We start from the raw sequence: 25,192 nt of genomic DNA on the forward strand, positions 1-25,192 counted from the left end.
AAAGCTATCACGGCTATGATAGCGTTTTTACGTTAACCCAATATTTTCTTGCCTAATTCGACATATTCGTTTACTATTTTCCCATACATAGTGCTTCAAGCATGCGTTTTTTGGGTAGCGCCTAGTCAAAAAGGCTTGGGTTCACGGGAGAGGAAGAGGAGCGGATGATTGGTTTTTTTAGAAAACGTTTGGTTGTGCGCATTGTTGCAGTAGTCATACTGGTCATTACGATTATAGCCGTGGGAAGCATGCTGTTACAGGTGGCCAATATGAAACTAGCTGCACAGGAGGCCATTTCGAGTTACAACATCCAGATTGCTCAGAGTTATGTGAATCAGCTGGATACAGCATCTTATGCCGAGTTTGCCAAGGACCCCAAGGAGAATGACGAATTCTTTAAGATTCGTGATGAATTGGATGACTTTCGCGTAAGCATTGGTGCAATGTATGTGTATTTCGTCAAAATAGATGAAAAAGGTACGCCACTTATTATGGTGGACGGCATGAAGGATGCAGATAAAGCCTCACCGATTAATGAAGTAACGGATGTCCCTCAGGAGGCTGTTCAGAAGCTGTTGCAGGGGCAAACAGCCAGTTCTTCGATCATTAACAATGAGGAGTACGGAGACTATATTTCCTCTTACGCTCCCATGCTGGATAGTAATGGCGCTGTAACAGGTATAATTGGTATTGATACGGCGGTATCGGTGATCGGGAGTATTGAATCGGATATTATGAAATCGAGTATTCCTTTCTATGCTTTGTTACTTTTAATTACACTTATAGGCATTGCTGTTGTCACGTGGTTTATCGTAAGAGGACTGCGACCACTTCAACCGCTGAAGGCGAGTGTGGAAAAGATGGCACAAGGTGAGCTTGCAGAAGCTAATCGAATTCTGACGTCGTATCGTTTACGCAGCCAAGATGAGATTGGAACAACATACCAAGCGATGATACATATGTCCGGGAACTTGAATAAGATTGTGAGTAACATGGTTGAAGGCGTAGCAGTAACCACAGATATTTTATCAGAGTCAACGAAGGAATTTAATCGTAGTACCGAAGAGATGCTTGAGATGGGCAAGACGGTTGATCAGTCTGTCGAACAGATTAGGCAGGGCGCACATACGCAGAAGCAGGGTGCGAGCGATAGTGCGCATGCGATGGAAGAGATCGCAAAAGGCATAACGGATATATCCGAATCCTCGATGGTTGTATCAGATGCAGCAACAAGTGCACTTGCTACGGCGGAGTCCGGTAAACAGAGCATGACACTGATGAAAACACAGATGGAGAGCATCTCAAATGTCTCAAGTGAAGTTGTAGCGATGGTCCAGGTGCTGAATAACTACTCCCAGGAAATTGGTGGTGCCCTGCACATGGTTCGTGATTTTGCGAGTCAGACGAAGCTGCTTGCGCTTAATGCATCCATTGAGGCAGCACATGCAGGAGAACACGGCAAAGGTTTTGCGGTTGTGGCGGATGAAGTTCGGAAGCTTGCAGAGGCCTCAAGCACATCCATGGAACGGATCTCCGACTTGCTGCTTCGTATTCAACAAGAATCACAACAGATTGGCTCACAGATGGGGGTTACTGCAACCGAGATTGGACAAGGGGTTACAATTACCGCAGAAGCGGAGCAAGCTTTCGCCCATGTGGTTGATGCGTTCCAACTGGTGACCAGCCGCATTCAGGAAGTCTCCGCTGCGGCAGAGGAAATCTCGGCAGGATCGGAAGAGGCTGCAGCCTCCGTCAATACGATCTCGCAGATATCAGCCGGGGTATCGGATCATTCGGATGAAATCTATCGCTTGATGCGTGAACAGTCGGCCATGTTCAACAGAGTGGCGCAGACCTCAACCATGTTGGAGCAGCAGACGAACGAGATGAGTGAAGCCGTACGCAAAGTTAAAGTATAGTTTGAGTAAGGTGTAGTAATAGTAACGCAAGAGGTAGTCAGAAAAGTGTTCCACTCTTGGAGAAGTTGGTGTTCATCCCAAACTTCATTCAAAGGGTGGAGCACTTTTTTAGATTTAAACTGTTAAATGATCCAGCTCTATCGCCTGTCTGAAGCGTCGGGCGAATCGTTCTGCGGCTACGGCGACCTCCTTGGATTCCGTCTGCACGAAGCCAATTTGCATTTTCGGTTGATCAATTCCAGCGATCTCTACCATCTTCACCAGACCTTCTTTCCATAAGAGATTTTGGTGAAAGGAAAAGTCGTGACCAATTGTGGCGGCAATATCGTTTCTTAACACCATGTTGATGGCTTCTGAATTATTTGTTTTGAACAGAATGGACAGAGATCCATGATCATACGTGAATTCCTTGATGAAGTCTTCAATGAAACCATCTCGATACAGTGCCAGTTTGTGTTCTTTTAATTGATCCGGTGTAACGCGGCTGTGCTTGGCAAGTTCAGACAGGTGATGAGTACCGACGACCAGCTTGCCCGAGTACATGGGACTGAAGTGAAGTCCATCGAATTCCCGCAATTGTTTCGCATAGATCGCGATAAAGCCCAGATGGGTTTTGTTGTTGCGAATATCTTCGATGATTTCCATGGACCCTTTCTCTTCAATGGAGATATTAAGTTGCGGGTGCTCACGCTTCATATCCGCAGCAGACTGGACAAGATAGGGCATGACACTTGGAAAAGTAGCCACATGAAGCTCTCCGCTAAGAGAGGAGGCTTCGGCGTTCAGGAATTTCAATTCATCAATCCGCTGCAAAATGTCCAGTGCCTTGGCAATGAATTGTTTGCCTTCGGGAGTGGGATGAGTTCCCTGCCTCGAGCGTTCGAACAGGATGATACCCAATTCTTTCTCCAGACGATGAACCGATTGGCTGATCGCCGATTGTGTGACATGCAGATGCTCCGAGGCGGCGGAGAATGACTGCGTTTTCGCAATTTCAACGACATATTCGAGCTGTTCCAGATTCATGATTTCATCTCCGTTTAGCATTAATACAACTAATGTTAACATTAGTATCTATAAATATGAATAATACATGAACAGCGATATAATATATAGACAAGCGTTATAGTTCTTTACTATATAAGTAGAACCTTAACTTTTACACCAGAAACGCAGAGTGCAGAACCAATCTGAAGAAGCAGAGCGTGCGCCTTTATCACCGAATTTTTCCCTTGGATCAAGGGAATGAAGAAAATCCGGGGATAAGAGCGATCGAAAGATGGTACTGCAATCAGCGTGATCAGGTGTAACATATCTAGTTCAACTTATATAGACAATCATATAAAGGGGATGGACTTCATGAAAGCAGCAGTATGGTATGCCCATAAAGACGTGCGTGTAGAAGAGCGGGAGGTTCCGGTTGCTCAAGCGGGTCAGGTCAAAATTAAAGTGGAATATGCAGGGATCTGCGGCAGTGACTTGCATGCCTATCATCATGGTGTGGGGATTCAAGAAGGCGAGAATCATCCGCTCTCAGGACAAAAAGCACCACTGACACTGGGTCATGAATTTGCAGGAACCGTGAGTGAATTGGGAAGTAATGTAAGCGGTATCAGCGTAGGGGATCGTGTTGTGGTAGAGCCGTTGTACAACTGTGGAAAATGCGAATACTGTATCCAGGGTCGTTATAACCAATGTACTCAATTTGGATTTGTTGGACTGAATGGTGATGGTGGTTTTGCAGAGTATGTTGTTGTTGAAGCATACATGGTTCATCCCATACCGGATAACGTATCTTTCGAAGAAGGCGCGCTCGTAGAGCCTACGGCAGTAGCCTTTCACGCGGTTCGTCACAGCAAGTTGAAAGTGGGGAACAAGGTAGCCGTATACGGAGCAGGTCCAATTGGATTATTGACCATTCTGTCTGCCAAAGCAGCAGGAGCCTCTGAAATCTATGCAGTTGATGTATTTGGTGAACGTCTGGACCTGGCAGCCAAGCTGGGAGCGATTCCGGTGAACAGTGCCAAAGTCAATGCAACCGAGGTGATCTTGCAACAATCGGGTGGTATTGATGTGGCTTATGAAGCAGCAGGTGTGCAGCCAACGATGGATAGCGCCATTGCGGTTGTTAAAAAAGGCGGAGAAGTTGTTGTCATCGCAGCGATTCCAAATCCGCTTCAAGTGAACTTCTTCGATCTTCTGGTCAAAGAAGCGAATTTGACGGCAACGCTGGCATATCGCCACATTTTCCCTGAAGTAATTTCATTGATTGCGGAAGGATCTCTCGATGTGAAACAGGTCATTACCAAGAAAATCAAACTAGACGACATCGTGCAGGAAGGACTTGAACTGTTGATGAGCGACAAGAGCCATGCGAAGATTTTGGTGGAGATTGGCGGCTAAAAAAATCAATAGCGATGCATCATTTCAGATGCTGATTGATCATTTATAAACGTAGAAAAGACCGTCATGAAAATGATCGGTCTTTTTTACATTTCATTCTCGGCTGGCTGATCCCGTGTTGCTGTTACCCAACACTATCACTAGGAATCATAACGGTAACAGATCGCCTTGCCCTCGCTACTCTCGGAGCTGAATTCCTTATCCTCTGTAAATCCAAAACGCTCATATAAACGGATGGCATTGACCATCTGACCGCCCGTATATAAATACACCGTATTTTTGCCCATTTCTTTGGCAGAATCTACGCATTGCTGGAGCAATACTCTGGCAATCCCGTGACCTCTCCATTTTGGATCAACACCCAGCAACCGAATAAACGGATAATCAATTGGCAATTCAAAGTTGGGATAAGCGTTGCGTGCTGTTTCAAATAATTGGACTGTACCAACAATCTGATCATCAATCTTCGCGATCCATAATTGTGTCAGGTACGGATTAACCACAGACTCTCGAATATCTTTTAGGTAGGCCTCCCATCGTTCATTTTGCTCAAAAGTCTCCCGATACTCGGCATAACTTGCAACAAGGATATCTACAATCTCTGGATGGTCTGCTTCTGTGGCAGGGTGAATCGTAACGGCAGCCGTTGTCATCGTATAATTCCTCTTCTCTTATAGGTTAAGTATGGAATATAGTTTTCTTGCATTTTACCACAATTGACTCCATCTGATTAATTCGAATTTTCTATAGTTAACTCAGTCATTTCTATGGATCAGAGCACATCAGCGATTAAGCTGTGTGGAATACAGATGATTGCGATATTCGGTTGGCGTATTGCCTTCGTATTGTTTGAACATGCGCAGGAACAGCTTGTAGTCGGAGAAGCCGCATTGTCCGGCGATTTCTTTTACACTGGCATTGGTGTTCAGCAGCAATTGTTTCGCCCGGCGAATTCGTTCTGTGAGGATATAGGTTTTGAGTCCAGTACCTTTCTCACGTTTCACCATTTTGGAGATATAGTCTTTATTAAAATTAAAATTTTCCGCAATCTGACTCACCGTGATGTTTGTATGCAGATGAATATCGACCCACTTGCAGATATGGTCCACAATTGCATTGTGCGGGCGATAATCCGCCTCTATATTCCGCTCCAGTTCTCTGAACAACAATAACAAAGCAGCGTTGGCTTCCTCGGGTGAGAAGGATGACACATGCAGCAATTGCTTGAATAACTGATTGGCCATGGAAGGGACCTGGATGGTGGCATGTGTCCTAAACCGGTTGAATTCAGGCAACATGGCATCATAGTGAACCCAGTAGAAGCTGACGGGGGCGTCGCTGATCTGGTAGCCGTAATGGGTGCGACCGGCGCGCAGAAACAACAGATCATTGGCACGAACTACATATTGTTCCTCTTCTTCCGCGATGTACATCTCACCTTCCAGCATCAAAATGATCTCGTGAACGGGCATGCTGCGTCTCATGTGGCTCCAGTTGCCTTCGGATATGAACTTGCCGCACAGGTAATGTTCCAGTGGCATTTGCATAGGACGGATTTATCCACCTTTTCTTGGATTATGAGTCTGATGTAATTGTATTTTATTTGATAATATGAGGATATTCAAGCTCTGAAGTAGATTGTTGAGTATTAGCCTTATGGAACAGAACACGGATTTTACCCCTCAAGAATGAATGGATATCTATTACATCCCGAGAAGGAGTGAGTGTCATGATTGATACGAAAAAAGGATTTCTGGGACCGGAACATGTAGATCTGTTAAATGGTGTGTTCCAAACATCACAAGAAGTGGGGGAGCGTTACCTGTTATCGCTGGATATGGATCGATTCCTGGCTCCATGCTTCGAAGCTCATGGGTTACCGGCCCGAAAAGAACGCTACGCGGGGTGGGAGGCACGTTCCATCAGCGGGCATTCCCTCGGCCACTATCTGTCGGCGCTGGCTGTGACGTATCAAGCTACCGGAAATATCACATTAAAAGAAACGTTGGATTATGCAGTTACCGAACTGGCGAGAATCCAGCAGACTACGGGGAGCGGATATATCGGCGGTTTGTCCGAAGAAGCATTCCACATGGCTTTTCGAGCAGAGAATATCGGTGGATTCAACATCGGTGAATACTGGGTTCCCTGGTATAGTGTGCACAAAATCTATCGCGGCCTGATTGATGCCTATAAACTGACTGGCAACGGACAGGCACTTGAGGTGGTTACTCGATTTGCAGATTGGGCAGTAGAAGGTTTGCTCCCGATGACAGAAGAACAGATGCAGACGATGCTTCAAAGTGAACACGGGGGCATGAATGAAGTATTTGCACATTTGTATGGGATTACCGGCAAAGCCTTATATCTTGAGATTGCTAACAAGTTCACCCATCAATTGATCCTGAGACCCTTGGAGCGCAAACAGGATGATCTTCAAGGCAAACACGCCAATACGCAGATTCCCAAAGTGATCGGTGCAGCCGAAATCTACAATCAGGACCATACTCATGAGAGTTATCGGACAGCGGCAGAGTTTTTCTGGAACACCACGGTGCATCATCGTTCTTACGTATTTGGTGCAACGAGCATATCGGAGCATTATGAAGCGAAGGGTATGGAGAGTCTCGGGATCAAGACAGGAGAGAGCTGCTGTACCCACAACATGATGCATCTGACGAAACAACTTTTCGCCTGGAATCACGATAGCGCCTACATGGACTATTATGAAAATGCCATCTATAATCACATCCTGGGCACGCAGGACCCGGATACGGGGAACAAAACGTATTTTGCCTCAACGCTGCAAGGTCACTACAAAATCTATGGTACACACGATACGGCTTGGTGGTGCTGTACAGGATCAGGCATGGAGAATCCGGGCAAATATGCCGAGGCCATCTATTTCGAAGACGAGCAAGACCTGTACGTCAACCTGTATATCGCTTCCCAGCTGGATTGGACGTCTCAGGGTATATCCCTGAAGCTCGAAACCGACTTTCCTTATTCGGAAAAGGTAACCCTGACGATCACCGGAGGCAGCGCCTCGGCCCATCTAAGACTACGGTTGCCCTCATGGCTGCAAGAGCCAATGACGGCAACCGTCAACGGGGATACGGAGCATCCGTATACACGGATGGAACCCGGCTATCTTTCCATCGACCGCACATGGACAGCGGGCGATGTCATCACAATCACACTGCCGATGTCACTCCGCCAGCACACTTCACGGGATGATGCCCACAAAGTGGCATTCCTGTACGGACCAATAGTGCTCGCTGGTGCACTAGGAAACGAGGGGCTCCCTGAGGATACGATTGTGGACGAAACAGCGCTGAATCCCAAGACTGCTCCCGTACCTGTGATCTGGACAGAGCAGGAGGATGTACGAGAGTGGATTAAGGTTGTAGATGCAGATACGTTAACATTTGAACTTAGCAAGGATGTCACTTCGACGGGCGAAGCCGTGAAGCTCATTCCTTTCTATGATGTGCATCATGAATTTTATACCGTTTACTGGCCGTTTAACGATGAAGGGGATGCGCTGGAGAAAGAGTTGAACGATATCACGATCGACAGGGTTCAGGCGGATGGTCAGCAGGATGAGATCGGACATCAACTGGATAGCAACTGCCGTGGGGAGCATCACAACGGTTCAACCACAGATGGACGTAAGAAGTTGCATATGTGGCGAGAAGCTTTTGGCGTCAATGGGGCTTACTTCAGTTACCAACTGGCAGTGGATCGAACGGCATCCAATTATCTATGTGTGGCCTATTGGGGCGGAGATTATTCGACATTTGAACGGGAAGGTACGTTATATAACAGACAATTCACCATTACCGTGGATGGCACACGCATTGGAGAGCAGCGAATTCATATGAACAAAATCGGCGACGTATTCTATGTGACCTATGATATTCCTGAGACCGTTACTTCGGGCAAGGAGAATGTTACGGTCATGTTCCAAGCGAAGGGTGACAATGGCTGTGCCGGGAAAGTTGTAGAGGTACGCACCACGCGGAGCAAACCGGAATCCATCTTTTCATAATAAGAGGCATGGTGTGAAAAGGCGCAAAAACACAATGTTATAATGGAGATAAATTACGGTTCGTTGGAAGAGGAGGATGGAAGTGTGGCAAAACCCGACGATAAAGGTACTTATAACTTTCAGGATTGGTTAACATGGGAAGGATCTTGGGAATTAATTAACGGCAAAGCTTTTAATATGTCGCCAGTACCTACTTCATCGCACCAGTTTATTGTGGGTGAGCTGTACTTCTCCTTGCGGACTTTTTTTCAGAATCGGAAATGTTTCGTGTTTGTAGCCCCTTTCGATGTGTATTTTAGCGAAAATGAACAATATGATGTACCAGATCAAATTGTACAACCTGACCTATCGGTGGTGTGCTCGAAAGACCAGATTTCCAAAAGTGGCTGCCACGGTGCACCTTCTTTAATTATAGAGGTGTTATCGCCTTCTACTGCGTTAAAGGATTTCAACGAAAAATTTAACTTGTATCAGAAATATGGTGTGAACGAATATTGGATTGTTGACCCCGGCAATCAAACCGTCCATGTGTACACGCTGGAGGATGGCAGTTACCAGACCCGTCATCTATATACAGAGCAGGAAACGATTCAATCCGTCGTGTGTCCTGACTTGCGCATTTCGCTGGAGTCGTTGTTCAAACTGAGGTAGTGGAAGCACGAAAATGATGAACCAACGCAAAAGGGACGAAACCGGATGAGCTCCGATTTGTCCTTTTTGCATTACTCCTTTTCAGACAAGTCTTATATAAAAAATGACACGCATAGCTATTTTCCACGTATTACCTGATAACATTTCTTCTCCACAATCTGCTGTCTCGTAAAACTCACTTTTAATGGATTGACCACCAAATTTCCTGCCAAGTTCTACGTTGTCCCTGAAAATATGAAATGGGATAAGCCCAAACCACGTATATTATGAGTATCCAAATATCCAATCATATCCACCTGAGAGCGTTAACATCATGTACAATAAGAATAAGTTGAACAGGAAAATTACGACATCAAGCACCAATATATAACATGAAAGGAGGTCGGATGATTGAACATGATCAAGTACATAAAATTGTTCGGATTAATCCTCTGTATTGTGGCTGTGAATGTTCTGGCATTCTCACCCGGCTTCATCGGGCTGAACTTCGATGAGGGTGCATTCACAACTGCACTATCCGTTACCCTTCTGTTCGGCAGTGCAATGGCACTCCTATATGGGAGTTACACCTTGCTGTTCAGACAACCGGTAGTCCTGCCTGTGAAGCATATTGAAACGCATGAAGATTATGTGGAAGCCTTATCTTTTTATAGGCGCATTAAAGTTCTCGAAGAAGATATTACGCTGGGGCTGTCCCAACTTAGTCGAATGAAAAAGAAAAAAGAAACCCTCCTGAATGTGCTTCATCAACGGTTTGATCCAGGAGAACTGAGCTACAAGAAATTTGCTTCGGTCACACTGGAAGTGGAGAAGCTGTTGTACCTGAACATCCGCAGTGTGCTGAACCGATTGAATGTATTTGATGAAGCTGACTATGCCAACATGATGAAATCCAAATCCTCAACACTTCCCCAGAAGCTTTTTCAGGAAAAAACCAAGGTATACAACGATTATCTGTCTTATGTGAAAAATGCATTACACACCAATGAGGAAATCTTGCTCAAGCTCGATCAGTTGTTACTGGAGATTTCACGCCTCGACAGCTTTGAAGCCGGAGATATTGAACAGATGCCTTGTATGCAGGAGATTGATCAGTTAATCAAGCACACCAAATTATACAGACAGTGAGGGGTTGCTCGTATGGCCAAGAAGGGAAAGTTTTTTTTCATATCAATCGTGATGCTGGTACTCGTATTTGGTCTGGTCTATGCAGGAATTACACTAACATCGAACTTTGGCAAGTCAACCACACAGGTGAGCACAGAGAATGCAGGTAAGGAACTGGGGAAACTGTACGCGGACATTGCGCCAGCGACGGCGGAACCGGTCAAAGGACAGATTGATCTCGACCCGGTCGATGTGGCAGAATCACTGCCGGATATCTCCAAATTCGCAATTGCTGTAGAGAATACAACAAATGATTACGTCGAAATCTTTTCTTCCACAGAGAAGTCGGGCAGCGGGGTAGACGGCTGGTTAACCGAAGTGGGCGAGGAGTTCAACAAAGCTAATATTACCATTGGTGGCAAACAGGTGTCGGTCAAAATTCGCAACATTGCCTCTGGTACGGCCACCGATTATATCAAGTCTGGTAAGTATATGCCGGATGCATTCACACCTTCCAATGAACTGTGGGGCGAGATGGTTGAGGCTAGTGGGGTGAAGACGGAGATGGTATCCGAGCGATTGGTTGGGAATGTTCCGGGTATTGTCATCTCCAAAGCCAAATATGATGCACTGGTTGATACGTACGGTTCCGTTAATGTAAAAACCGTAACCGAAGCCATTGCCAACAATGAACTCGCGATGGGATATACCGATCCATTTGCCAGCTCCACAGGACTTAATTTCCTGGTGACTGCACTGAATACGTATGACAGCGCCAACCCGCTTGGCGAGAAGGCCATTGAAGGGTTTGAAAAATTCCAGACGAATGTACCGTTTACAGCCTCAACAACGATTCAGATGCGGGAAGCTGCCAAGTCAGGCAGACTGGATGCCTTTGTACTCGAATACCAGACGTATGTGAATACCGCTGATCTGAAGAGTGGATACGTCTTTACACCATTTGGTGTGAGACATGATAGCCCGTTGTATGCATTGGGACAATTGCCGCAGAACAAACAGGAGATTATCCAGAAGTTTGCGGAATTCGTAACCCAGGCGAAGTACCAACAATCGGCGGAAGAATTTGGTTTCAACGGTTTGCAGGATTACAAATCCGAATTGGCTACCGTGGATGGCGGTACGTTGCTGTCCGCGCAGAAAGTCTGGAAAGAGAAGAAGAATGGCAGTAAACCTATTGCTGCCGTGTTCGTGACAGACGTGTCCGGAAGTATGGACGGCGAGCCGCTTAACCGACTGAAGGAGTCTTTGCGCAAAGGTCAGAAGTATCTGGGCACAGAGAACAGTATTGGATTGGTTTCTTACTCTAGCGGGGTAACTGTGAATCTGCCAATTGCCAAGTATGATACGAACCAGCAGTCCATGTTTGTCGGAACAGTCGATAGTCTGCAAGCTGGTGGCGGTACGGCGACTTTTGATGGGATCGTAGTGGCAATGAAGATGCTGGAAGATTATATGGCTGCTAATCCAAACGTGAAGCCGTTGATTTTTGTCCTGAGTGATGGTGAGACCAACGAAGGTCATACCCTGAAGGATATCCGGGATCTGGTCGAGACGTACAAAGTGCCGATCTATACGATTGGATACAATGCGGACATCAAGGCTTTGGAGAGCATCTCCAGCATTAACGAGGCTGCAAGCATCAATGCCGATACCGACGATGTCGTATACAAGATCGGAAACCTGTTTAACGTACAGATGTAAATTTATTAATACGAAGACGTAGAGTGCAGAACCGATCTGAAGAAGCATAGCGTTCGCCTTTATCACTAGATTTCAACCGATTAAAGAGGAAGATGAAGAAATCTGGGGATAACAGCGATCGGAGGATGGTACTGCAATCGGAGTCACTCGCGTGGAATATCAATCATTTTACAGCACGTATTTAAAGGGGGAATTGTAGATGTCATTTTCAATGGAAATACCGAGCCAGAAGGAAATTCAGAAGGTGATCGAAGAAGAAGTGAAACCCGTGCCCGCCGAGGTCGCGGAGCTTCAACAAGTGGCAAATGCCAACGTAGAGATGATCATGACACTGGATCTCGAATCCCTGGAGAAGCGCAAAGAGATTTTGCAATCCATTGACGGCTTTGGCATGAACACGATGAGATCCTCTTCTGAGAAAAACGCTTTGCTTCAAGTCTCCGTTGGACATCTGTCCAAGACGGGAGACGAGGGCGGTCAGGTCGCCAAAGGTTTGACCGAGCTGCATATGCAACTGAAGGATCTCGACCCAAGCGTGGTCGACTTTGCCAAGACCGGTTTCCTCGGGAAATTGTTCAATCCGCTTCGCGCCTATTTCCTGAAATACCAGAAGGCTGACGCAGTCATCGCTGACATCGTAACCTCCTTGGATAAAGGCAGATCCACCCTGCGTAACGACAATACAACCCTGGAGATTGAACAACAGAACCTGCGGGAACTCACCAAACGATTGCAAAAGGAGATTCAACTTGGCGTGCTTATGGATGAGTCCATCGATGCACAGATTGAAGCGGCCAAGGTCCGCAATGAAGACCCCGAGAAAGTTCGTTTTATTACGGAAGAAGTGCTGTTCCCGCTTCGTCAGCGTGTGATGGACCTGCAACAGATGTTGGTTGTGAACCAGCAGGGCATCATGGCGATCGAAGTAGTGATCCGCAACAACAAGGAACTGATCCGAGGCGTAGACAGGGCGAAGAATGTAACCATCTCAGCACTGAAAATTGCCGTAACTGTAGCGAGTGCTTTGTATAATCAGAAGATTGTATTGCAGAAAATTGAATTGCTGAACCAGACAACCAATGATCTGATCGCCGGAACATCCAAGATGCTCAAGGATCAGGGGATTGCCATCCAGAAGCAGGCGTATGAAGCCAGCATCTCCGTGGATACGATGAAACAGGCGTTTACCGATGTGTTGTCAGCACTCGATTCAATCAGTCTTTATAAGCAGGAAGCCCTGCCAAGAATGCGTGAGACGATTAACCAGTTCCGTGAACTTGCGGATACCGGGGAGCAACAGATTCAGCGGTTGGAGAAAGGGCAAAAGCTGGGGCTGTAGTGAGCAGATTAAGGCCAAGGACATAATCTGCCGGAAAAGACTCCCTCGGGAGTCTTTTTTTGATGTCAGCTTTGTATAATTCATGGCATTGCTCGCGGGTACCGAATTTCGACGAACAGAATCATTCTGATCTACTTATTGCTGATGGGGAGCTGCTTAGTCTTTTAATCCAACTATTGATGGAATCTCCATATACAATTATAGCCAATTGAATTAAAATTAAAGAGGCTTGTAGCCGGGGAGTTGGACTAACTATATACAGAAATAGAGGGATACGATGAAGGGTCAGAAGGTGTTTGCCATACTGCTGGGAGCGTCTATTGTATTGAGCGGTTGTGGCGGGATTGAGATTACCATTAAGGAAGAAGGGAAGAGCCAAGAATTACAGGAGACAACCAAACCAGTTATACAGTCAGATGTAGTTCAAGGCGGAGAGCAGGTAGAGCTAGCGGTTGACTCGAAGAGTGAAGCTCAAACGGAAGTTAACAAGGTTCAAGAAGATACGGCTCAGGAAATAGCAGTAGAGAAGCTTAAGGAAGAAGCAAGCTACGCTGTGTCTGAGACGTCAGCAGAACAAAGTATTGATTATCTGAAGCCAACGTCTTCAGAAATAAATCTGCGCGTTGCACCTAGTATCCATGCAAGATCAGTAGGTATCCTATACCAAGACGATGAAGCTGTATATTTGCACCGCAAAAATTTTGACCCCTCGGACGGTCGTACCTGGTATCAGATAAGTATTTCGGATGGAAGCATCGGATGGGTGAGCAGTAAAGTGGTGAAGCAATCGGATGGTCGTTATTACGAAGGAAATGCGTATTCCACATCTAAAGCGCAGTTCGTGACCGTATCGGTGGCCCATGCAAATATGCGAGATATACCTTCGATCAACGGATCTGCTGTTGCCGTTGTGGACAAAGGAGATCAATTGGAGCACTGGGGCGGTTCCGTTTATGATCCATCGGATGGTCGTACGTGGTACGAAGTATGGACAAGTAGTGGGAAGTACGGATGGATTAGCGGCAAAGTAATCACTTGGTAGACGGGAGACTAGAATCTTTATATACCAACTTTACAAGAGATTCATATTAGCATTTTGCTACATTCACACAGTCTAGACGGACCAGAGCCTGAGGAGCACCAGCTTCTTTGCTGAATTTACTCACTAGGGTATTAGAAATACATATATGGAAGATACATCCGCAAATTACGGTTGAACGCAGGGTAACCTGCCGATTCAACCGTTCTTTTTATTTTGGCAATATGGATCAACGGCTAAGAAGGAGACTTCTATACAGGGGGACGCCTTAAAGTGTTATCCGGCTTGTAATGGATGATCTTGAACAACTCCTCGGCCATGTAAGCGGGGCTGTGTTTGAAATCCTGTCTGATCCACTCCATGATCATGCCGAATATCGCATGAGATTGGTAACTTGCCAATATTTCATGGTTGATGTGCTGCGGGAAGATGTGGTTCAGATCCTGTAAGGCCAGATCCCGAAGAACATCACAGATCATACGCTGGAAGTTGGAGGAGGCCTCAGATTTTACAACCAATGTGTAGAATTGTGCATGTTGGTGCACATGCTCAAATATAGTGATCGCCGAAGAGGGCATCAGATTGACTTGGAACTCTTCCTCATCCTGATAGGGTTTACGAAAAGAAGTCACCAGATCCTGAATCACATCATTGATGATTTCGTTGAACAGGTCTTCTTTGTACTGATAGTGCCTGTAGAAAGTTCCCCGATTCAGGTCGGCACGCTGCACAATATCCGTAATCGAAATTTCTTTAAAGGGATGTTTTTGCATCAAATGGATGAGTGCATCCTTCAGTGCAGCTTTTGATTTTTTAATTCTTCGGTCCATCGAATTCATAGTTTCAGACATCTATTTACCTCCTCGCGAGTTCACTTTATTAATTAAAGTACATTCGGGCTTAATAGTGTTGTTTAACGTACAACTGGGCAAGCTTTTACTGATTGAAGTAAAACGCTATGACTTATTATACTAAGGATAAGAGTTAATGAACATTTGTTTGTTAACTTATTGTAAACGAATACACAAAGGAGGATACATGGAATGAAACTTCAAGATAAAGTTGCAGTTGTTACAGGTGCTGGTTCAGGTATGGGGAAAGCAATTGCCACGTTGTATGCTCAAGAAGGCGCGAAAGTCGTCGTATCGGATATTAACGAAGAGTCCGCACAAGCGGTAGTTAATGATATTAAAGCACGGGGCGGAGAAGCAATTGTCGTTCTGGCCAATGTAGCCAAAGAAGAAGATGTGCAAAATCTGATCGATACGACAGTTAGCACATACGGTACAGTAGATATTCTGGTTAACAATGCGGGAATTATGGATGGCATGGAGCCGGCAGCAGATGTAACGGATGAGAAGTGGGAGAGATTGTTCGCTGTGAACACAACCAGTGTGATGCGGACAACACGTAAAGTATTGCCGATTTTCCTGGAAAAACAAAAAGGTATCATCGTGAATATTGCTTCGGCAGGGGGCCTACACGGCGGACGTGCAGGGGCAGCCTATACGGCGTCCAAACATGCGGTTGTGGGCTTCACCAAAAATACAGGCTATATGTATGCTGAGCAAGGCATTCGCTGTAATGCAATCGCTCCAGGCGCTGTGGCAACCAATATCAGCTCTTCCATGACAGGTATTAGCCATTTCGGTGCAGGGCGGCAACAGCTTGGGATGGCAATTAACCCACGCATCGGGACGAGCGAAGAGATCGCCAAAGTGGCTTTGTTCCTTGGATCTGACGAGTCCAGCTTCGTGAATGGAACTGTCGTTACAGCAGATGCTGGGTGGAGCTCTTACTAATCCATTCAAGCGCAGACAAGCATGGAGTACGGAAATAGTGTGTGAATTAAGGAAGCCGCATGTGTATATGCGGCTTCTTTTTTGCACCTATGCACCTACGTACGGTGGATAACAGCATCATATTCCGTGTAGGACAAACGTTTGCATTACTACGCGAATATTCGAAATGAGTCAATCTGAGGGTGGCTTTGGCTTGGAAAAGAGTGAGGATTCGCGCACGATCAGACGATGGGGGATAATGACCGGATTATGAAGCTGTGGTTCCCCACTAAGAATTTTTAACAGTACCTGAACGGCTGTATAACCAAGCTGATAAGTCCCGATGTCGATAGAGCTTAGGGGTGGAGAAGCCAGTTCCGATAATGCAATATTGTTAAAACTGACCACACTGATATCTTCAGGCACCAGATAATGAAGCTCCGCAAGAGCCCTCAATACCCCGAAGGCCACATTGTCATCGATGACAACAATTGCGGTGGGTCTGTCCGGCAAGGACATGAACAGCGACATCGCTCTAAATCCACTTTCCTGCAGAAATTCACCTTCCACAATCCAGTCACTATCCGCATCCAGCCCGGCGTGGGCAAGCGCTTTTTGGTATCCTAACATACGATCATGCGATAACGTAATGTCCGGAGGACCGCTGACAAATCCGATTCGGGTATGGCCCTGAGCGATCAGATGATGAGTCGCATCATAAGCGGTCTGCACATTATCGTTATCCACCATGGGGGCATTTGGATGAGCTTCACTGCGACCGATTAACACAAAAGGAAACTTTTCCGCTTCCAAAAAAGAAATGATGGGATCGTCTCGTTTGGACCCAAGCAGTAGAATGCCATCCACTCTACGGCCATGAACAAGGCGTGATATTGCATGCAGTTCATTGTCTGATGATGTTTCGGTTGTTAGCAGCAATTCATAATTCATACGGGTGGCATGTGTAATAATACCTCGCAGCAGTTCCCCGAAAAAGTAATTCTGAAACAACTCTTCTGCAGGACGCGGAAGCATAATCCCAAGGGTATGTGTTGTTTTGGAAACCAGGCTCTTCGCGATGATGTTGGGATGGTAGTTTAATTCTTTCATGATTTGCTTCACTTTGAGAGATGTCTTGGTGCTGATTCTGGGATGGTTGGAAATCACCCGTGACACTGTAGAAGGGGAAACACCCGCCAATTTGGCAATATCCTTGATCGTAATCATGTAAAAAATCCCTTCTGAACAATCGTATAAATATTCTCCTATGGTAATCCAAAGGATACGAGAAATCAATTGCTAACTGCCGAGTAAGGGATACTCATGAAGTAATATTAAGGAAGAAAGAGTCAGAACAAGGAAACAGGAAATTACTGTAGGTAGAAGAAAGAAAATGGTTGAAATTGAGCAAATATGGCTTGTGCAAACGTTTGTGCAAATAAAGTTTGTTATTGTATGATGTGATTGTTATTGTAGCGCTTACATCAGTGGATTTACATACTTCTTGACTTGTTTACCCCTACATATTGAACGGAGAGGTCATCTTGTCTTCCATTTGAGCAAACGTTTGTACAAAAGGGGATATGGGGTGCAGAACCTGACAACATACGCAGACAAAAGGGTGAAAAGCGCGAACTTTGTTGGACCAAGCAGAGGGAAGGGGACATTTTACATGAGAAAATGGCAAGGGGCAACATTGTCCGTCATGATGGCTTTTACACTGGCTGCGTGCGGGGCTGGAGGCGGAAGTCCATCTCCAACAACGGCAGGTGAGAATCCGGAGGAAGTTGTAGAGCTGACAGCCGAGAACCTTCAACCGGAAGAAGGGGCGACCCTGGTGATCTGGGAGGATAAAAATCAAAGCAGCTTTATTGAACAAAGGGTCAAAAAATTCGAAGAAAAATATGGGGTAACGGTCAAAATGGAGGAATTACCTCCAACCGATCAGGTAACCAAGCTGACGACGGATGGCCCAGCGGGTCTGGCGGCAGATGTTGTTGTTTTCCCGCATGATAAGATTGGTAGCGCTTCAGAGGCGGGACTTATTCTGCCCAATGACATATTCGAAGCAGAAACCGTAGAGAACACCAGCGACAACGCGCTGAAGGCAGTGACGTTCAAGGATATCCTGTACGGCTATCCGTACAGCGTGGAGACCTACGCCCTTTTCTATAACAAGGCACTCTATCCGGAAGCTCCGAAAAACTTTGATGAGATTATCAGTTTCGCCAAGACGTTCAATAATGTGAAGTCCAATCAGTACGCACTGATGTGGGAATTGCAGCAGTTTTATTATAACTATGCATTCCTGGCTTCACAGGGCGGTTATATTTTTGGAGACAACGGAATGGACAGCGCGGATCTCGGTCTGAATAACGAAGGAGCCCAGAAGGGTGGACAGTTCCTGCAGACGCTGAAGTCGGAGGTGCTGCCGCTTAAGATGGGTGACGTGAACTATGATATCAAAAAAGGATTATTCTCCAGCGGAAAACTCGCTATGGACATTAATGGTCCGTGGACCATTGCCGATTATCGCAATGCAGGTATTGATTTTGGCGTTGCTCCGCTTCCGGCAATTGATGGCAAACCGATGACCTCCTTCTCAGGCGTTAAAGCCTATTATGTGAATGCATTTACGCAATATCCGAATGCGTCGAAGCTATTGGCAGCGTTCCTTTCCAATGAAGAGGCCCAGATGGAGAACTTTGACCTGAACGGTACACTTCCTGCGAACAAAAACGTAGCTGCTGATCCGAAGTTGCAAGAGGACTCAATCAACAAGGCGTTCCTGGAACAGTTCAACAACTCAACTCCAATGCCTTCGCTTCCTGCCATGGACAGCGTATGGGGACCGATCACTTCGGCCATTACGGATATATGGGATACCGAAAAGGACGTGAAGGCATCACTGGATAACGCCGTGAAACAGATCCAGGAAAGCCTTGCAACCGTCCAATAAGGACGAACGACGAATGCGAAGATATGCATAAGAGCTGCATAAATTGAACTTCATATTTACACAAAAACGTAGAGGACAGAAGAAAGATGAAGAAGTAAAACGTGCGCCTTTATCACCGGATTTTCCCTTTTGGAAAAGGGATCGAAAAAAATCTGGGGATAACAGCGATCGGAAGCTTATTCTGTCATCGGAGTGGTCAGTGTAAGTACACTTTTGTTCAATGTATGCAGGTTAGCAATAGGCGGGGAGGAGAGAGCGAATGCAACAGCAGCATGTCCCGGTGCCTGTTGGACCGAACACGGAAAGACAGCATCGGATGACAGCGGCCATATGTTCCATCATACTGCAAGGTCTTGGACAGCTGTACAATCGACAATGGATTAAGGGGATTTGTCTACTGTTACTGGAGGGAGCAGGGCTTGCGTACCTGCTTCCTCGCCTGTCACAGGCCGTATGGGGCATATGGACACTGGGGGAAAATACACAGCGTTTTGTCAAAGTGAATGGGTCCACTGTACTTCAAAGGGGAGACCATTCCATCTTTTTGCTGCTTGATGGCATTATCGTACTGCTGGTGTTTTTTGTGTTTATCTTAATCTACATCTTGAATATTCGGGATGCGTACGTCACGGGGCTTGCGAGGGAGGAAGGCAAACAGACCCTAGGCGCAGCGGCATCGCTTCGGAACATGATGGACAAAAACTTTCCGTATCTGTTCCTGTCCATCCCGGCCCTGGGCATTCTTTTCTTCACCGTTATGCCCATCCTGTTTACGATCACGATCGCGTTTACCAACTATTCGGCCCCGGATCATATTCCGCCAGCAAAACTCGTGGACTGGGTAGGCTTCAAGACGTTCAGTGATCTGATCCAGCTGAAATCCTGGAGTCAGACATTCTACGGCGTTCTGACCTGGACGGTCATCTGGGCCATCTTGGCGACAGTCACCACCTATTTTGGCGGCGTGTTAGTAGCACTGTTGATTGAACAGCGTGGCATACGCTTCAAGAAGCTGTGGCGGACGATTTTTATTTTGCCTTATGCGATCCCACAGATCATCTCCTTGCTGCTCATGCGTAATCTGTTCAATGGTCAGTTTGGTCCAATCAATACGTATATGAGAGCATTTGGACTGGAAGGATTGCCTTGGCTGACAGATCCATTCTGGGCTAAGGTCACCGTTATTGTCGTCAACATGTGGATCGGTATTCCGGTCAGTATGGTGTTGATTCTGGGTGTATTGACAGCCATCCCTCGTGACCTCTATGAGGCTGCCGAAGTGGACGGAGCATCTGCGTTTCAGAAATTCCGGATCATTACCATGCCGTTCATTCTTTTTGCCACAACCCCGGTACTCATCATGCAATTCGCCGGAAACTTCAACAACTTCAATGTCATCTTCCTGCTGACCAATGGAAATCCACTGCGGGGAGACTACCAGTACGCAGGGGCAACGGACCTGCTGGTGACCTGGCTCTACAAGCTCACGCTCGACAATAACAAATTCAACATGGCTTCAGCGGTAGGCATTATCATCTTCCTTATTATCGCTACATTCTCTATCTGGAACTTCCGCCGCTCCAAATCATTCAAGGAGGAGGACATGATTCAATGAAGACACGTAATAATCCGCTGCGTGTGGCCCTGAGTTATGTGCTGTTGCTGATCATCGCCGTTGTCTCCATCTATCCGGTACTCTGGATCTTTCTCTCTTCCCTGAGACCCGGTGCGGCATTGTTCAGTGAGCGGTTATGGCCGGAAGCTTTCACGCTGACCCATTACGGGGAGCTGTTCAATAACCCGTCCTTTATGTACGGCAGATGGTATATGAATACGCTGAAAATTGCCTTTTTCACAATGATCTTCTCCACGTTGATGGTGACACTCGGGATGTATGCCTTGTCCCGCTTCCGCTTCCGTGGACGTAAAACGATTCTCTCCACCATGCTAATCCTCGGCATGTTCCCGAGTTTCATGAGCATGATTGCCATCTATATCATTTTGCTGCAAATTAAATTGCTCGACACCCACGCTGCGCTCATCCTGGTCTATTCTTCAGGGGCGGTACTGGGCGGATTTATCGTCAAAGGTTTCTTTGATACGATTCCCCGCAGTCTGGATGAAGCGGCCCGCATGGATGGTGCAAGTCACCTGCGGGTATTCACCAGCATCATCCTGCCTTTATCCAAGCCGATGCTGACTTATGTGGCACTAACCAGTTTCACGGGTGCATGGATGGACTTTATCTTCGCCCGGCTGGTGCTGCGGACAAAGGAGAACTGGACGCTTGCGGTGGGTATGTGGGATCTGGTCAACCGTTATCAGGACAGTAACTTTACGATGTTTGCTGCGGGTGCGGTACTGATCGCGATTCCAATTACACTGCTGTTCGTTTTCCTGCAACGATTCCTTGTTCAGGGTCTGACGGCAGGAGCTTCGAAGGGGTAATACCGTGCCATAACAGCATAGTCAGCCGCGATCCCTGCGGCACTTTAACCAGGCACTTCCGTGATGTCATGTCTTTATCGACTGGCACTGCAGCGGAAGTGCCTGATTCTGCATGGGCTCGAATGATGATTAGGGAGGAACGTGATATATGGGCATGAACCCGTCCAGTGAGCCCGAGATTATCGGATACCAAGATGGACAAGCTGCATTGCATAATACTATAGCTCCAGCAACACTTTGGCGTAATGTTACCTTTCGGAGGATATTGTACGGCTACGGGATCTCGGTCTTCGGGGATTGCTTCAATGGGATTGCGATCAGCCTGTGGGTGTTACAGACCACGGGGAGTGCAAAGAGCATGGCAGCCGTACAGATCTGCAATATGGCCGTCAGTTTTCTGTTTGGATCGGTGGCGGGTACGGTTGCAGACCGATTGGATCGCAGGAAGCTGATGCTGGCCTCGGATGTATTTCGGGGCGTAATGGCTATAATGATTGCGATTAGCTTGTTCGGTTGGCATGCGCCGTTCCCGGTGGTGCTGTTGTTGCTTTCGCTATCCATGTTTTCAAGTCTTTTTCAGGCACCTGCATTCCACGCCTCTGTAGCAAGTATGGTAGGCAGGGAGCATATTCAACAAGCAACCGGAACCATTCATATGGTAGATAATCTTGCCCGGATCAGTGGACTAGCCGCAGCGGGAGTGGCTGTTGCTGCATTTGGCGGATTCGTTGCCATATTAATTACAGGGGCAACCTTCCTGTTGTCTGCAGTATGTGTAGTGATGGCGGGCCGCTTTCCAGAGGTGCAGCGATCCGTTAGTCAACAGACCACGTTTGCTCAGGAGTGGCGCAGTTCGTTTGGCTACATCTATCGGAATCGTCTGATTCGATCCATCGTATTGCTCAATCCCGTGCTGATTTTGTTTTTCATGTCTGCGATGATGCTGGTTCAAGTGATGGCGGTTAAGGTATGGGAGGCAAATCCGGTACAGTTTGGATTAATTGAGACCTGTATTCCGCTGGGATACATGATTGGCTCTGCGCTGTTGATTGCTTCGGGAAAACGATTGAAGCAAAGAGGGAGATGGGTATTTATCGGTCTGATTGTATTAGGGCCGCTTTATATTTTTTTGGCGAATGTATCCTCACCAATCATGGCGTTACCGTTCATCGTGGGCGGAGGTGCGATGTTCGCCTGCTGTACGATGCTCACCCAGATTATGCTGAGGACAGCCGTTCCGGACGAGCTGCAAGGAAGGGTCTATGGCGTGGTTGGAACAATCACCAGTACAGCGCCTATTCTGGGATTAACGGTAGTCTCCGTATTGGCAGATCAATGGGGCGCAGCTTCTGTGCTGCAAGGCGTGGGCATATTACTGCTGGCGACAGGTATTCTGGCTGCTACAACATTGAAGTCGATTCGAACCTATCAATAACATTCTAAGATACATCAAAATGATATGAATTGAACCCACATGTACACATTCAACAGAGAGAGGATAGAAGCAATCTAAGCAAGCTCGCTAGGTACAGCAAAACCCGGAGCATACGCTGCGTTAGCGTAACTCCGGGTTACCTTGTGGACTGAATATCCTATTGCCAGTTTACATTTACAGTCGCTGTACCGCTGGTTGGTGTGGTGAACGTGTGGTTGGAACCACCTTCCCACGTAATGGTTGCACCATTTTTCTTGAAGAATTTGAACTCCAGTTGTTTCCCGGCAGGCACGCTCACATCATAGTACCAAGTTGGGTAGGCGTGGATAACCTGATTGAAAGCAGGGCCAATAGCTGTTGTACCCGTACTCCAGTTGCCCAGTTCTGCCACGTTACCTGCCAGATAGATGTTCTGACCCAGTGTGGTGGAAGCATTGTTAATGACAAATCGTACAGTGACCTGATCACCCGTAAGGATGGTGAAGTTGTTATACGCATTGCTGTTGACGCCATTCGCAGCTACTTTTACAGCATAATTGCCTGCGGCAACAGCTGGGATCGTAACTTTAATCTGTGTATCTTCCCAGGATGTAATGGCTGCACCGGTAACGGCTGATGTACCGAAGTATACCGTGCCTTTGGTGGAACCGAATCCGCGTCCGCTAATCGTAACGACATTACCCGGTTTGCCCATCACCGGACCTACATGTCCGATCGTTGGTGTTGTCTCGCTCGTTGTATATTGCCATACCGCTGTTGCACCAGCTGCCAGTGTGAAGGAAGAGACGTTGCCATTGGTGGAAGTGATGTTATTACCGTTCAGTGCACCGCCCAATACATCGGTGTAGTTGCCTGTTGGCAGTGAAGTGCTTAGATTCGCAATGCTTGCTGGTGTGGAGAGATTACGGTTCACCGCAACAACAGCTACACTTTTGCCAAATTTGCGCTCATAGACGTACACATCATTATTGATCCAGCGCTGCTGAGTGGAGCCATAGGCGATTGCTGGATTGGATTTGCGCAGAGGGGCCAGCTTGCTGATCACGTTGAAGGCAGTGGTTGTTTTGGAGAAGGAAGGCATTTTGGCCCGATTATCAGGGTCCCCGTTACCCGTCAGATACTGCTCGGTACCATAATAGATGGCAGGTACGCCGCGTGAAGTCAGCGTGAAGGCCAGCGCTTGTTCCAGACGACGATTGTTCACGGCACTTGTTTTGAACCGATCCATATCATGGTTGTCGATGAACGTAACTTGATCATTCACCTGATTGTAATCTGCCGCTGTGCCTGTAATCATCGAATCCAGAGCATACATATTGGAAGTGTTATCCCGGAAGACATCACGTACGGCAGAGTTAAAGCGGAAATCAAGCAGGCTCATCCCGGATTCGTTGGCAAATTCTGTGTTATCCGCATCGGATGCAGCAGATCCCAGGAACCATTCACCAAAGGTGAATACAGGTTTATGTGCATAGATGGAGGACATCCAACTCTTTTGCCAGCCGAGAGGCATATGTTTCACCGCATCTACACGAATGCCGTCCACGCCCATATCAAGCCAGAGCTTGATTGCATCTTTGAAATATTGGTCAATGGTATTGTTGTTGTGATTCAGGTCAGCGAGGTCGTAGAGGTTTTTGTAGATTCCATTCTCCAGGGAGGAAAAGTCGGAGCCGCCGTTGTGATGGAAATATCCATTCGTATCATTCGTGTATCCGCCAACAAGATTACCGTTATCATATAACTTGCCATTCTCAGCAAAGGACGTATCGGTTTCCATGGCAGGAGACGTGTGGTTTGGTGCAAAGTCAATTACGATCTTGATGCCTTTGGCATGAGCAGTCGTAATCAGATTTTGAAAGTCAGCCATTGTTCCGAAATACGGATTGGTCTTCTTGAAATCACGTGCCCAGTAGCCATGATACGCTGTGTTAATCACGCCGCCGTAGTTGATGGTAGCGAAGATATTTTCAACCGGTTGGGAGATCCACAATGCCGTTACGCCCAGATCGCTAAAATAGTTATCGTTGATTTTGTTAATCAAACCCTGCCAGTCGCCGCCACAATACAGCTTCAGGTTACTACAAGTGGCATCGTAGGCAGCTCCGGTAGGATTGTTGGAAGGATTGCCGTCCAGGAAGCGGTCCGTAAAGATCTGATAGATGACGTCTGTACTAAAGTTCTGCTTGTTGGTAACCGCGGTATCCGCATCGGCATAGATCGCGGAAGCAGGCAGATAGGGAAGTGCGCCTCCTGCAAGTAAACTGAGTGTCAGTGTTGTGCTGAGGAGTACGCGTTTGGCCATTTGAAACATAGTAATCCACCCTTCTCGTGAATG

The 25,192-nt window shown here is 46.8% G+C and carries 19 protein-coding genes; 13 read left to right on the forward strand and 6 right to left on the reverse strand.

What is annotated here, in order from left to right:
* Positions 1 to 164 precede the first annotated feature (164 nt).
* Complete coding sequence (locus tag MHB43_RS05080; protein WP_339182201.1) at positions 165 to 1,919, forward strand: HAMP domain-containing methyl-accepting chemotaxis protein; 1,755 nt, start codon at positions 165 to 167, stop codon at positions 1,917 to 1,919.
* Positions 1,920 to 2,033: 114 nt separating this feature from the next.
* On the opposite strand, the gene MHB43_RS05085 is transcribed toward MHB43_RS05080, so the two are convergent.
* A complete protein-coding gene (locus MHB43_RS05085) occupies positions 2,034 to 2,945 on the reverse strand; it encodes a LysR family transcriptional regulator (RefSeq protein WP_405131480.1) in 912 nt (303 codons plus the stop codon).
* A 333-nt stretch (positions 2,946 to 3,278) separates the two neighbouring features.
* On the opposite strand from MHB43_RS05085, the gene MHB43_RS05090 reads away from it, so the two are divergent.
* On the forward strand, positions 3,279 to 4,322 hold the full coding sequence (locus MHB43_RS05090) for a 2,3-butanediol dehydrogenase (protein ID WP_405131481.1): 1,044 nt from the start codon (positions 3,279 to 3,281) through the stop codon (positions 4,320 to 4,322).
* Between the two features lie 140 nt (positions 4,323 to 4,462).
* Here MHB43_RS05090 and MHB43_RS05095 read toward each other — a convergent pair whose 3' ends face one another.
* Both MHB43_RS05095 and MHB43_RS05100 read right to left on the reverse strand, forming a co-directional pair.
* Positions 4,463 to 4,975 (reverse strand): GNAT family N-acetyltransferase, encoded by a 513-nt coding sequence (locus MHB43_RS05095; RefSeq protein ID WP_405131482.1) that lies wholly within the window; start codon positions 4,973 to 4,975, stop codon positions 4,463 to 4,465.
* A gap of 129 nt (positions 4,976 to 5,104) precedes the next feature.
* Entirely contained in the window at positions 5,105 to 5,869 is a 765-nt protein-coding gene (locus MHB43_RS05100; protein ID WP_405131483.1) for a helix-turn-helix domain-containing protein, read from the reverse strand.
* Between the two features lie 182 nt (positions 5,870 to 6,051).
* Here MHB43_RS05100 and MHB43_RS05105 point away from each other — a divergent pair, with 182 nt between their 5' ends.
* From MHB43_RS05105 to MHB43_RS05130, 6 genes are all read left to right on the forward strand, one after another.
* Entirely contained in the window at positions 6,052 to 8,373 is a 2,322-nt protein-coding gene (locus tag MHB43_RS05105; protein WP_221818854.1) for a beta-L-arabinofuranosidase domain-containing protein, read from the forward strand.
* Positions 8,374 to 8,457: 84 nt separating this feature from the next.
* Positions 8,458 to 9,024 carry a Uma2 family endonuclease gene (locus MHB43_RS05110; RefSeq protein ID WP_405131484.1) on the forward strand — a complete coding sequence of 189 codons (567 nt, stop codon included), beginning with the start codon at positions 8,458 to 8,460 and terminating at the stop codon, positions 9,022 to 9,024.
* A gap of 396 nt (positions 9,025 to 9,420) precedes the next feature.
* Positions 9,421 to 10,152 carry a hypothetical protein gene (locus tag MHB43_RS05115; protein ID WP_313771416.1) on the forward strand — a complete coding sequence of 244 codons (732 nt, stop codon included), beginning with the start codon at positions 9,421 to 9,423 and terminating at the stop codon, positions 10,150 to 10,152.
* A 12-nt stretch (positions 10,153 to 10,164) separates the two neighbouring features.
* Positions 10,165 to 11,853 carry a VWA domain-containing protein gene (locus MHB43_RS05120; protein ID WP_221818857.1) on the forward strand — a complete coding sequence of 563 codons (1,689 nt, stop codon included), beginning with the start codon at positions 10,165 to 10,167 and terminating at the stop codon, positions 11,851 to 11,853.
* A 199-nt stretch (positions 11,854 to 12,052) separates the two neighbouring features.
* The gene (locus tag MHB43_RS05125; protein ID WP_017690481.1) at positions 12,053 to 13,192 is read left to right on the forward strand and encodes a toxic anion resistance protein; all 1,140 of its coding nucleotides are present in this window, start codon (positions 12,053 to 12,055) and stop codon (positions 13,190 to 13,192) included.
* Between the two features lie 277 nt (positions 13,193 to 13,469).
* On the forward strand, positions 13,470 to 14,234 hold the full coding sequence (locus MHB43_RS05130) for an SH3 domain-containing protein (protein ID WP_221818858.1): 765 nt from the start codon (positions 13,470 to 13,472) through the stop codon (positions 14,232 to 14,234).
* Between the two features lie 248 nt (positions 14,235 to 14,482).
* Here the strand turns inward: MHB43_RS05130 and MHB43_RS05135 are convergent, their stop codons facing one another.
* Positions 14,483 to 15,082 carry a TetR/AcrR family transcriptional regulator gene (locus tag MHB43_RS05135; protein ID WP_405131485.1) on the reverse strand — a complete coding sequence of 200 codons (600 nt, stop codon included), beginning with the start codon at positions 15,080 to 15,082 and terminating at the stop codon, positions 14,483 to 14,485.
* A gap of 192 nt (positions 15,083 to 15,274) precedes the next feature.
* On the opposite strand from MHB43_RS05135, the gene MHB43_RS05140 reads away from it, so the two are divergent.
* Complete coding sequence (locus MHB43_RS05140) at positions 15,275 to 16,033, forward strand: SDR family oxidoreductase (protein ID WP_339182225.1); 759 nt, start codon at positions 15,275 to 15,277, stop codon at positions 16,031 to 16,033.
* 171 nt (positions 16,034 to 16,204) lie between these two features.
* Here the strand turns inward: MHB43_RS05140 and MHB43_RS05145 are convergent, their stop codons facing one another.
* Positions 16,205 to 17,239, reverse strand: coding sequence for a LacI family DNA-binding transcriptional regulator (locus MHB43_RS05145; protein WP_339306978.1), 1,035 nt, complete (start codon positions 17,237 to 17,239; stop codon positions 16,205 to 16,207).
* A 445-nt stretch (positions 17,240 to 17,684) separates the two neighbouring features.
* Here MHB43_RS05145 and MHB43_RS05150 point away from each other — a divergent pair, with 445 nt between their 5' ends.
* The 4 genes from MHB43_RS05150 to MHB43_RS05165 all read left to right on the forward strand — a co-directional run bounded on the left by MHB43_RS05150 (position 17,685) and on the right by MHB43_RS05165 (position 22,854).
* Positions 17,685 to 18,971, forward strand: a complete 1,287-nt coding sequence (locus MHB43_RS05150) for a maltose ABC transporter substrate-binding protein (protein ID WP_221818861.1) — start codon at positions 17,685 to 17,687, stop codon at positions 18,969 to 18,971.
* A 259-nt stretch (positions 18,972 to 19,230) separates the two neighbouring features.
* Positions 19,231 to 20,586: a sugar ABC transporter permease gene (locus MHB43_RS05155; protein WP_221818862.1), complete on the forward strand. Its 1,356-nt coding sequence runs from the start codon at positions 19,231 to 19,233 to the stop codon at positions 20,584 to 20,586.
* A complete protein-coding gene (locus MHB43_RS05160) occupies positions 20,583 to 21,419 on the forward strand; it encodes a sugar ABC transporter permease (RefSeq protein WP_221818863.1) in 837 nt (278 codons plus the stop codon). The genes MHB43_RS05155 and MHB43_RS05160 overlap by 4 nt, the downstream gene beginning before the upstream one ends.
* Positions 21,420 to 21,567: 148 nt before the next feature.
* Positions 21,568 to 22,854: an MFS transporter gene (locus MHB43_RS05165; protein WP_221818864.1), complete on the forward strand. Its 1,287-nt coding sequence runs from the start codon at positions 21,568 to 21,570 to the stop codon at positions 22,852 to 22,854.
* A 157-nt stretch (positions 22,855 to 23,011) separates the two neighbouring features.
* Here the strand turns inward: MHB43_RS05165 and MHB43_RS05170 are convergent, their stop codons facing one another.
* The gene (locus MHB43_RS05170; protein WP_221818865.1) at positions 23,012 to 25,168 is read right to left on the reverse strand and encodes an alpha-amylase family glycosyl hydrolase; all 2,157 of its coding nucleotides are present in this window, start codon (positions 25,166 to 25,168) and stop codon (positions 23,012 to 23,014) included.
* Positions 25,169 to 25,192 lie beyond the last annotated feature (24 nt).

The organism is Paenibacillus sp. FSL H8-0317 (assembly GCF_045040685.1).
GTDB lineage: Bacteria > Bacillota > Bacilli > Paenibacillales > Paenibacillaceae > Paenibacillus.